The organism is Bradyrhizobium sp. 23, from assembly GCF_023073295.1.
Lineage (GTDB): Bacteria > Pseudomonadota > Alphaproteobacteria > Rhizobiales > Xanthobacteraceae > Bradyrhizobium > Bradyrhizobium canariense_D.
On record NZ_JADPJF010000103.1, the window covers coordinates 358136 to 368056 of the forward strand.

10 protein-coding genes are annotated in these 9921 nt (G+C 65.2%); 2 read left to right on the forward strand and 8 right to left on the reverse strand.

Features of this window, described 5'->3' with window-relative positions; translation table 11 throughout:
- Positions 1-174 precede the first annotated feature (174 nt).
- On the reverse strand, positions 175-948 hold the full coding sequence (locus tag IVB32_RS26740; RefSeq protein WP_018460095.1) for a ferredoxin--NADP reductase: 774 nt from the start codon (positions 946-948) through the stop codon (positions 175-177).
- Here IVB32_RS26740 and IVB32_RS26745 point away from each other — a divergent pair.
- Together IVB32_RS26745 and IVB32_RS26750 are read left to right on the forward strand one after the other, a co-directional pair.
- Positions 947-1099 (forward strand): hypothetical protein, encoded by a 153-nt coding sequence (locus IVB32_RS26745; protein WP_247368724.1) that lies wholly within the window; start codon positions 947-949, stop codon positions 1097-1099. The genes IVB32_RS26740 and IVB32_RS26745 overlap by 2 nt on opposite strands.
- Positions 1100-1346: 247 nt before the next feature.
- A complete protein-coding gene (locus tag IVB32_RS26750) occupies positions 1347-2150 on the forward strand; it encodes a RimK-like protein (protein WP_247368722.1) in 804 nt (267 codons plus the stop codon).
- Positions 2151-2171: 21 nt separating this feature from the next.
- On the opposite strand, the gene IVB32_RS26755 is transcribed toward IVB32_RS26750, so the two are convergent.
- The 7 genes from IVB32_RS26755 to xylB all read right to left on the reverse strand — a co-directional run bounded on the left by IVB32_RS26755 (position 2172) and on the right by xylB (position 9762).
- Complete coding sequence (locus IVB32_RS26755) at positions 2172-3020, reverse strand: amidohydrolase family protein (RefSeq protein ID WP_247368720.1); 849 nt, start codon at positions 3018-3020, stop codon at positions 2172-2174.
- A 3-nt stretch (positions 3021-3023) separates the two neighbouring features.
- The gene (locus tag IVB32_RS26760; RefSeq protein ID WP_247368719.1) at positions 3024-4001 is read right to left on the reverse strand and encodes an aldo/keto reductase; all 978 of its coding nucleotides are present in this window, start codon (positions 3999-4001) and stop codon (positions 3024-3026) included.
- A gap of 103 nt (positions 4002-4104) precedes the next feature.
- Entirely contained in the window at positions 4105-5037 is a 933-nt protein-coding gene (locus IVB32_RS26765; RefSeq protein WP_204513164.1) for a sugar-binding protein, read from the reverse strand.
- A gap of 94 nt (positions 5038-5131) precedes the next feature.
- Complete coding sequence (locus tag IVB32_RS26770; RefSeq protein WP_027565874.1) at positions 5132-6214, reverse strand: ABC transporter permease; 1083 nt, start codon at positions 6212-6214, stop codon at positions 5132-5134.
- Positions 6214-6972, reverse strand: a complete 759-nt coding sequence (locus IVB32_RS26775) for an ATP-binding cassette domain-containing protein (RefSeq protein ID WP_247368716.1) — start codon at positions 6970-6972, stop codon at positions 6214-6216. The genes IVB32_RS26770 and IVB32_RS26775 overlap by 1 nt, the downstream gene beginning before the upstream one ends.
- Before the next feature lie 12 nt (positions 6973-6984).
- Positions 6985-8307 (reverse strand): xylose isomerase, encoded by a 1323-nt coding sequence (gene xylA / locus IVB32_RS26780; protein WP_247368713.1) that lies wholly within the window; start codon positions 8305-8307, stop codon positions 6985-6987.
- Positions 8308-9762, reverse strand: coding sequence for a xylulokinase (gene xylB, locus IVB32_RS26785; RefSeq protein WP_247368711.1), 1455 nt, complete (start codon positions 9760-9762; stop codon positions 8308-8310).
- Positions 9763-9921: the final 159 nt, after the last annotated feature.

Genomic DNA, 9921 nt, shown 5'->3' on the forward strand with positions numbered 1-9921 from the left:
ACGGATATGACGCGGCGGTTGTTTCACGCTAGCGAATTCGGCGGGGACAAATCAATCAGCCCGATGGGCGGGCTGCTGCGGTGCAGCAGGGCTCGGGAGGGACGGGCATTAACCGGTCAAGGCGCTTTACTCAGGCAAACGTCCTGGCTTTTGCCAGGACGAGACCGAGAGGGCCTACCGCTCGACGAACGCCTTTTCGATCACGAAATGGCCGGGCTTGTTGCCTGAGCCCTCGACGAAGTCGCGGCCTTCGAACATCAGTTTCAGCTCTTCGAGCATCGCCGGGCTGCCGCACATCATGATGCGGTCGGTCGCGATGTCGAGCGGACCCTGGCCGATGTCGTTGAAGATCTGCTCGGAGCTGATGAGGTCGGTGATGCGGCCGCGGTTCTTGAACGGCTCGCGGGTCACGGTCGGGTAGTAGATGAGCTTGTCCGCGAGCAACTCCCCGAACAGCTCGTCCTCGCGAAGACCGGCGACGAGCTTCTCGCCATAGGCGAGCTCGGAGACCTGGCGGCAGCCGTGCACCAGCACGATGCTGTCGAACTGGTCGTAAACCTCGGGATCCTTGATCAGGCTGGCGAAGGGCGCGAGGCCGGTGCCGGTCGAGAGCAGCAGCAGCCGCTTGCCGGGAATGAGATTGTCGGTGATCAGCGTGCCGGTCGCCTTGCGGCCGACCAGGATGGTGTCGCCTTCCTTGATCTTCTGGAGACGCGACGTCAGCGGGCCGTCCTGAACCTTGATCGAGAAGAACTCGAGCTCTTCCTCGTGATTAGCGCTCGCCATGCTGTAGGCGCGGAGCAGCGGGCGGCCCTCAACCTCGAGGCCGATCATCGCGAACTGGCCGTTCTGGAAGCGGAAGCCGGAATCGCGGGTTGCGCGAAAGCTGAACAGGGTGTCGGTCCAGTGCTGGACGGAAAGAACCTTCTCTCGGTAAAACGCGCTCATGATTTTCGATATTCCGAATAATTGCGGTTTTAGGGCAAAAGCGTTGCCGGCCCCTGAAAGCGGAGCGGACACCATTGCCATGGCGGAGGATTTCGCGAGTGTGATCTACGCCATTGAGACCAATAATCAACCTCGTTCCGAATGCAATTGATGCCGGTCAAACCGGCATTTGCGGCGGAAATGGTCACATCATTAATGGATCTGCTGTCCGGCGTATGCGGAGGGCAATTTCTTTTCCCTCCGGGGCCCGAATACAGCACTTAATTTCCGCCCCGCTCGCGAGAATTTCATTAAGAATAGCTCTGATTTTCCTCGGGTTGGCGCCGTTTCCCGGATTCTTCCGGCTTTTGGCGCCAAGAGCGACTGGAACTGGCGACTGCGACTGGCGACAGAGACACATGGCGAGCAGCGAGCGGATCATCGTCCAGGCGATCAAGCGCTATTGCGCGAACCATGGCATCGCGCTCGATGTCCGCGCCGATGGCTGGCTGCTCGCGATGCGCCGGGGCGAGCAGCGCCACTTCGCGTTCGGCTACGACATCGGCCTCAACAGCGCCATCGCGCACCGCCTGGCCAACGACAAATCGGCCACCGCCGAAGTGCTCACGCTCGAGGGCGTGCCCTGCATTCCCCATCGCCTCTTCCTCAATCCGAAGTTGGGCGAGAAGGTTGTCGGCGTCGCCTGGCGAGAGGCAATGCTGGCGCTGCTTCACGACAATCCGCAAGGCGTGGTGGTAAAGCCGAACGAGGGGACGTCGGGACGATCCGTCTTCAGGGTCACGACGGAAACAGAGCTCGATCATGCGGTTGGCGAAGCCTTTTCGATGAGCGCCGGACTCGTGATCTCGCCCTATGTCGTGATCGAGGATGAAGTTCGCGTGGTCCTGCTCGATGATGTGCCACTCGTCGTCTACAGCAAGCAGCGCGGCTCGGATTGGCGGCACAATCTCGATGCGGGTGCAAAGCCCGTGCTGATGCAGGACGGCGATCTTCGCGCAGCCTGCGCAAAGCTCGCCATCGACGCCGCCAATACCATCGGCATCACCTTCGCCTCGATCGACCTCGTGCACGTTGACGGCGTCTGGCGCGTGCTCGAGATCAATTCCGGCGTGAAGATGGAGATGCTGGCGAAGCTGCATCCGGAGCTGGTGCAGAGGACGTACGATGCAGCGCTGGATTGGGTGTTTGGGGACGAACACTGAGCGACACGCGCGCTGGCGACTTCAACCAACCGCCAACCGATACGCAGCCTTGGCATTCACGCCGAACGCCTTCTCCCGCACCTGCGGCCCGAGCTTCATCAGGCAGGCCCCCAGCGCGCCCGTGATCTCACCATAGCTCCCCGCGAGCAAACATACCGGCCAGTCCGAGCCGAACATCAGGCGATCCTCGCCGAAGCATGTCGCGGCGTGCGCGACGAACGGAAACAGCCGTTCCGCATTCCAGTCGTTCCACACCGCTTCCGTCGCCAGCCCCGAGACCTTGCACCAGACATTGCCGCAGGCCGCGAGTGCCGCGATGCCGTTGGACCATCCAGTGCTTCCGCCATCGGCGATCGGCGGCTTGGCTGCGTGGTCGAGCACGAAGCGCGCCTGCGGGAAGACCTGTGCGGTTGCGATCGCGGCCGGCAGCTCGCGGGTGCGGACCAGGAAATCGTAGGCGAGATCGTGCGCGAACACGGCCGTGAGGCCGCGCTGAACGTCCTCGCGCAACAACCAATCCGGGTCGGCCTCGTCATGGACCTGGTGGCGGATGCCGACCAGCTTGTCGCCGCCGGGCGAAGCACGCAACTGCTCCAGCGTATCGCCAAGTGCAGCGTCGGTCAGATCGGCCCAGCCGACGACGCCGATCACCGAGGGCGTCGCATGCGCGATCCGCAGGAATTCCTCGGTCTCAGCCAGCGCGGAGCGGCACTGCACCAGGATGCTCGCGTCGATGCCGTTCGCGCTCAAAAGCGGCGCGAGATCGGCCGGACCGAAGGCACGCCGGATCGGCGTGAGCTCGGGCGCGTCCATCCAGGGATAGTCGGCGCGCGCCGGATCCCAGAAATGCTGGTGAGCGTCGATGATCATGCCTTACGCTCCGCCCGGCAATGGCGCGCGGGCGTCGACGAGTTTTCGCCCACGCAGCTCCTGCCAGAACGCCGCCGGCACTGCCATCTCCAACATCGTGATGTTGTCGGCAATTTCCGCGGCATTGCGCGCGCCCGTCACGGCGACCGTGACTGCCGGATGGGCCATGCAGAACTGCAGCGCGGCGGCTTTCAGCTCGGTGCCGTGCTTGCGGCAGAGCTCGTCGAGCGTGAGCGCGCGGGCGACGAGTGCCGCATCGGCATCCTGATAATTGAACTTCGCGCCCGTGTGCGGATTGGCCAGGATGCCGCTGTTGTAGATGCCGCCGAGCAGGATGCCGATATTCTTCGCCGCGCAGACCGGGAACAGCGCATCCAGCGCGCCCTGGTCGAGCAGCGTGTAGCGGCCGGCGAGCAGGAAGCAGTCGACCGGAACGGCCTCTGCAAACCGGACCAGCATGTCCGACTGGTTCATGCCGGCACCGATCGCCTTGACGGTACCGTCCCCGCGCAGGCGCTGGAGCGCGCGGAAGGCGCCGGCGACGGCGTCGTCATAGTGATCGTCGGGATCATGCACGAGCAGGACATCGACGCGGTCGAGCCCAAGCCGCGCCAGGCTTTCCTCCACCGACCGCATCACGCCGTCATAACTGAAATCGAACACCGGCCGCTCGCGCGACGTGCCCTTGTAATGCTCGTCCTCGGCGGCAGCGCCATCGGGCGCACGCAGTAGACGGCCGACCTTGGTCGAGATCGCGTAGGAGTCACGGGGTTGTTGCCGCAGGAATGCGCCAAGGCGTCGCTCCGCGAGGCCAAAGCCGTAGAGCGGCGCGGTGTCGAAGAAGCGGATTCCGAGCGACCAGGCGCTTGCGATGGTCGCTTCCGCATCGGCATCGCTGACGGGGGTGAACAATCCGCCGAGCGGGGCAGAACCGAGGCCGAATGAGGTGACATCGAGCGAGCCGAGCCGCGACCTTTTCATTCCCATTGCCTCAACAGTCCTCCCCAACAGCCAAAATCATCTCTCCCGCTTGCGAAAAGCGCAAGCGGGAGAGGCAGGCAGGAGCGCGGGGCTGGCGACGCTCCTACTTCAACATCTGCGCAACGTTGTCCTTGGTCACGAGATCGAGGCCGGTATAAACGATCTCCGGCACCTTCTCGCCCTTCTTGATGGCGAGCAGCGTGTCCATCGCCTTCTCGCCCATCTCGAACGGACGCTGGCCGACCAGCGCATTGGCGTAGCCATCGCGCAACAGCTCGAGCTGCATCTTCAGCGTATCGGCCACGACAAGCGTGAACTTGCCGGAATCGATATCCTTCTTGTACCTGGACGCGAAGGCCTTGAAGCCTTCGGGGGCGAACATCGGCCAGCCGCCAATGGGAACGATCGCGGCGAGGTCGGGCGTCGCGGTGCGCATGTCAGTCATCTGCTGAACCGCCAGCGCGGGATCGTCGTTGCAGAAGGTTGGAGAGCCCGCGACCTCGGTCCATTTCGAGCCCTTCAACGCCTCGCGGACGCCGTCGACGCGTTCGGCGAGGTTCTTGGCGCCGGGACCACCCGAGACCATGGCGTATTTGCCGCCGTCGGGCCGCAGCTTCAGGAGCTCCTTGCCGAGGGCGACGCCGAACTCCTTGTTGTTGGTGCCGATATAAGCGACGCGCTTGGCGCCGGGCGCATCGGCGTCGAAGGTGATGACAGGGATGCCGGCCGCGGTCGCCGCGTCGATCGACTTGGTCATCGCCGCGACGTCGGCAACCGAGATGGCGAGGCCGTCGACCTTCTGGGTGACGAAGTCCTGGATGATCTGGGCCTGCGTCGCCGGCTCGTGCTCGACCGGCCCCTTGTAGATGCACTCGATATTGCCGAGCTCCTTGGCACGCTTCAGGCAGCCGTCGCGCGCGAAGTCGAAGAACGGATTGTTCATCGCCTTGGGCACGATCACGAACCGGTAGTTTGCGGCAAACGCCGGCGTAGCCATCATCGCCACCGCGATGCCGGCAAGTAGAAATTTCCTCATCGTCTCCTCCACCCTTCTTTGGCGCCTGTCCTCTCAAGATCGTCCGGGAAGTGGACAGGCGGCATTTTCGTTGCCGTCCCGGAACGACGTCGTTTCAGATCATCCGCGAGCGGATGCGGTCGACCAATACGGCCAGGATGATGATCACGCCCACCAGCGTCTGCTGCCAGTAGGAGCTGACCTGGGCGAGCACGAGGCCGTTGCGGATCACCTCGAGCAGCACGCAGCCGACGATGGCGCCGAGTGGACCACCGATGCCGCCGGCGAGATTGGCACCGCCGATGACGGCCGCAGCGATCACGTTGAGCTCGTAGGACGTCGCCATGTTGGCCGGCGCCGATCCGAGCCAGCCCGAGATGATGATGCCCTGGAGGCCTGCGGCGAGCGCGCAGATCACATAAACCTCGATCTTCACCCGCACGACCGGGATGCCGGTGAGTTCGGCCGCCTTCTCGTTGCCGCCGAGCGCGAACACGTGACGGCCGAACGAGCTGTGGTGCAGCACCACGGCCATCGCCAGCGCGAGGACGATCAGATAAATGAATGGCACGGGCACGCCGAGCACGTCGCCGGAGGTGAGCGCGTAGAAATAATCGGCATCCGGCCCACCGGGAAAGCTGCCCCGTCCGTTGGAGACGACATAGCCGAGCCCGCGCACGATCGAGAGCATGCCGAGGGTGGTGACGAACGGCGACAGGCCGAGCACCGCGATACAGAAGCCGTTGACGAGGCCGGCGAGCAGCGCGACGCCGAGGCCGGCGAGGAGCGAGACCACCAGGATCAGGCCAGGGACATTGGCAAGCACGGTCTTGCCGTCGGCCGCCATGTGCACGAACAGGGATCCCGCCGGCGAGCCGGGCGCCGACAGCTCGGTCATCACCATCGAGGTGACCATGGCGGAGAAGCACATCATCGAGCCGACCGACAGATCGATGCCGCCGGTGATGATCACGAAGGTGACGCCGAGGGTGGCGATAGCGATGAAGGAGAAATTCTTCGCCACGTTCTGCATGTTGCCTTCGGTGAAGAAGTACGGGCTGGCGAAATGCATGACTACCAGCAGCACTGCCAGCGCGAGCAGGACATAGCCGGTCTGGGACGCGAAGATGCCGCGCTGCCACCATCTGATCTTGCCGACATTCGAGAAGGTGATCGGGGATTCCATGGGCATGGCCATCACGCCGCCTCCTTCGCGCCGGTGATCAGGGCGGTGACTTCCTCGGGGGAGGTCTGGTGGATGGGCTTGTCGGCCCGCTTTTCGCCGCGGCGCATGACGATGACGCGATCGCACACCGCGAACACGTCGGGCATGCGATGCGAGATCAGCATCACGGCAACGCCCTGCTCCTTCAGCCGGTGGATCAGGCCGAGCACCTGTTCGACCTGGCGGACCGAGATCGCGGCCGTCGGCTCGTCCATCATCACCAGCTTCGCGTTGGAGAGCCGCGTCCGCGCGATCGCAACCGCCTGGCGCTGGCCGCCCGACATCTGCTTGACGAGATCGTCGGGGCGCGTCTCCGAACGCAGCTCGCCGAACAGCTCCAGCGCACGCGCCGCCATTGCCTTGTGGTCGAGCAATGCGAACGGCCCGATCCTGCGCTTCAGCTCGCGGCCGAGAAAGACGTTGGCCGCTGCGGTGAGATTGTCGGCGAGCGCAAGGTCCTGATAGACCACCTCGATGCCGACGCCGCGGGCATCGATAGGCCGGTTGAAATGAACCGCACTGCCCGCGAAGCGGATTTCGCCGTGGCTGGGGCGGAAATTGCCGGCGATGATCTTGACCAGCGTCGACTTGCCCGCGCCGTTGTCGCCCATCAGGCCGACGACCTCGCCGGGAAGGACCTGCATGTCGACATCATGCAGCGCGCGGATCGCGCCGAACTCCTTGCCGATGCCGGCCAGCTCGAGGACCGGTGTCGCTTGTGCATTTGTCATCAGCGGCCTTCCTCAGACGTAGCGGTTGACGAGGGATTCCAGATATTCCTGCCGGCCCGAGCGCGGCTGCGGGTCAAAGCCCGGGCCGTGCGCGCGGTCGGCAAGTTCGGCAAGCGAGCGCTGGCCGCCGAGAATGGCGCGGCCTTCAGGCCCGGCCCATCCCTCGTAGCGTTTCGCGAGCGGCCCAGTGAGCACGCCGGCGTCGAGCATGTCCGCAGCGGCGAGCAACGCCCGCGCGCAGGCATCCATCGAGCCGACATGGGCATGGATCAGATCGTCGGGATCGATCGACTGGCGGCGGATCTTGGCGTCGAAATTGAGCCCGCCGGAGCTGAAGCCGCCGCGGTTCAGAAGCTCGTGGAACACCAGGGCGAGCTCGGGCACGTTCATCGCGAACTGGTCGGTGTCCCAGCCGAGCAGATCGTCGCCGCGGTTGATGTCGAGCGAGCCGAACACACCCAGCGCCTCCGCCAGCGCGACCTCGTGATGGAAGGAGTGGCCGGCGAGGATGGCGTGGTTCTGCTCGATGTTGAGCTTGACGTCCTTCAGCAGGTCGTAACGCGCGAGGAAGCCGTAGCAGGTGGCGACGTCGAAATCATATTGGTGCTTGGTCGGCTCCTTCGGCTTCGGCTCGATCAGGATCGGTCCCTTGAAGCCGATCTTGTGCTTGTGCTCGACCACCAGCGAGACGAAGCGGCCGAGCTGGTCGAGCTCGCGCTTGAGATCGGTGTTGAGCAGCGTCTCGTAGCCCTCGCGCCCGCCCCACAGCACGTAGTTCTGGCCGCCGAGCCTGTGCGTCACCTCCAGCGCGGCGCGGACCTGGCCGGCGGCATAGGTGAATATCTCCGGGTCTGGATTGGTGGCCGCGCCCGCCATGTAGCGGCGATGCGTGAACAAATTGGCGGTGCCCCAGAGCAGGCGCACCTTGCTTGCGGCCATCTTCGCTTCGAACAGATCGGCGATGGCATTGAGGTTGGCAACAGATTCGCCAAGCGAGTTGCCTTCCGGCGCCGCATCGACGTCGTGGAAGGTGAAGAAGGGCACGTCGAGCAGGCGAAACAACTCGAAGGCGACGTCAGCCTTGGCGTGCGCCTGCGCCATTGCATCGGTGCCGTGGTGCCAGGGCCGCAGGAACGTCTCGCCGCCAAAGGGATCGCCGCCGGGCCAGCACAAGGAGTGCCAGTAGCAGACCGCAAAGCGCAGATGGTCTTCCATCCTGCGGCCATGGATGAGGCGGTCCTTGTCGTACCAGCGGAAGGCAGGCGTGTTGCCCGCATCTCCGCCGGCGAAGGCGACAGGTACGCTTGTATCGAAGAATTTCACTGACGCAGTCACTCAGGCACACTCCTTCAACGCGGGATAAAGTTCGCGCCAGCGGCGATAGGCCTCGTCATAGGCCGCGCTGGTCGATGCGCGAGGCGTAAAGCTCGCGAGCCGCCGCGGACGGGTGCAAACCGCAGCCGCGTCTTCGCCGGTGGCGGCGAGCCGGCCGAGCCTGGCGGCGCCGAGCGCCGCACCGACCTCGCCCTCCTCGACGCGATGGACGGGAATGCCGAGCACATCGGCGCAGATCTGCGCCCACAGCGGCGAGCGCGAGCCGCCGCCGACGAGATCAACCTCGGCAAGCGGTCCGCCGGCCGCGCTCAGCGCCGCCAGATTGTCGCGCGCAGCGAAGGCGACGCCTTCGAGGACGGCCTGAACGATCTGGGAGCGCCCGGTCGCACCGCGCAGGCCGACGAAGGCACCGCTGGCGGCGGCATCGTTGTGCGGCGTGCGCTCGCCGTCGAGATAAGGCAGGAATTTGACCGGACTCGGTCCATCGACGCGCTCGCCGAGCGGCGCCAGCAGCGCTGGCGCCGGCGTCTCCATCACGCCCGCGAGCCAGGCCAGCGAAGCCGCCGCCGACAACATCACGCCCATCTGATGCCAGCGGCCGGGCAGCGCGTGACAGAACGCATGGACCGCCGAGGCCGGCGCCGGTGCAAACCGATCGGTGACGCGGAACACCACGCCTGAGGTTCCCAGAGACAGAAACGCATCGCCCGGCGCGATGGCGCCGAGCCCGATCGCGCTCGCGGCATTATCGCCGGCGCCGCCGGCGACCACGACATCCCTAGTCATGCCCCAGCGTTGAGCGTAGTCCGGCGCGAGCGTCGCGCTGACGTCGCTGCCCTCGACCAGGCGTGGCATGTGATGGAGATCGAGCCCGGTGGCATGCAGCAGCAGGGGCGACCAGCGGCGCAGACCGACGTCGAGCCACAGCGTGCCGGCCGCGTCCGACATGTCCTCGACCATCTCGCCGGTCAGGCGATAGCGGACATAGGCCTTCGGCAGCAGCACCTTTGCGACCCGCGCGAAGATTTTCGGCTCGTGCCTGGCGACCCAGAGCAGCTTCGGCGCGGTGAAGCCGGGCATGGCCAGATTGCCGGCGATCGTGTGCAGCGACGGGCAGCGCCGCTCCAGCGCGACGCATTCGGCGTGCGAGCGGCCGTCGTTCCAGAGGATCGCGGGACGCAGCGGCCGTCCGTCCTCGTCCAGCAGCGTCGCGCCATGCATCTGGCCGGATAGCCCGATGCCGCGCACCCGTGCGACCTCGCGCGGATGGCGGGCGGCCAGATCGTCGACCGCGCCGACCGCCGCATCGACCCAGGCATCGGGATCCTGCTCGGACCACAGCGGCGCGGGATGCGACAGCGCAAGCTCGCGCGCCGCCGTCGCGACAACCGCGCCGGCTTCGCTCACGAGCACCGCTTTCACACCTGATGTGCCGATGTCGATTCCGAGATACACGCCGTCCTCCCTTTCGCCTGTTGCGGTGCGCGAACTCAAAGTCGCCTTATCCGCAACGGGTCGTTTTGAATTCCACCTGCCGCTAAGGCAGATTGTCCCGCATCACGATGTCGATCCTGATCTTCTCCTGTTCGCGCAAGATCGGCTCGCCACGGGCGA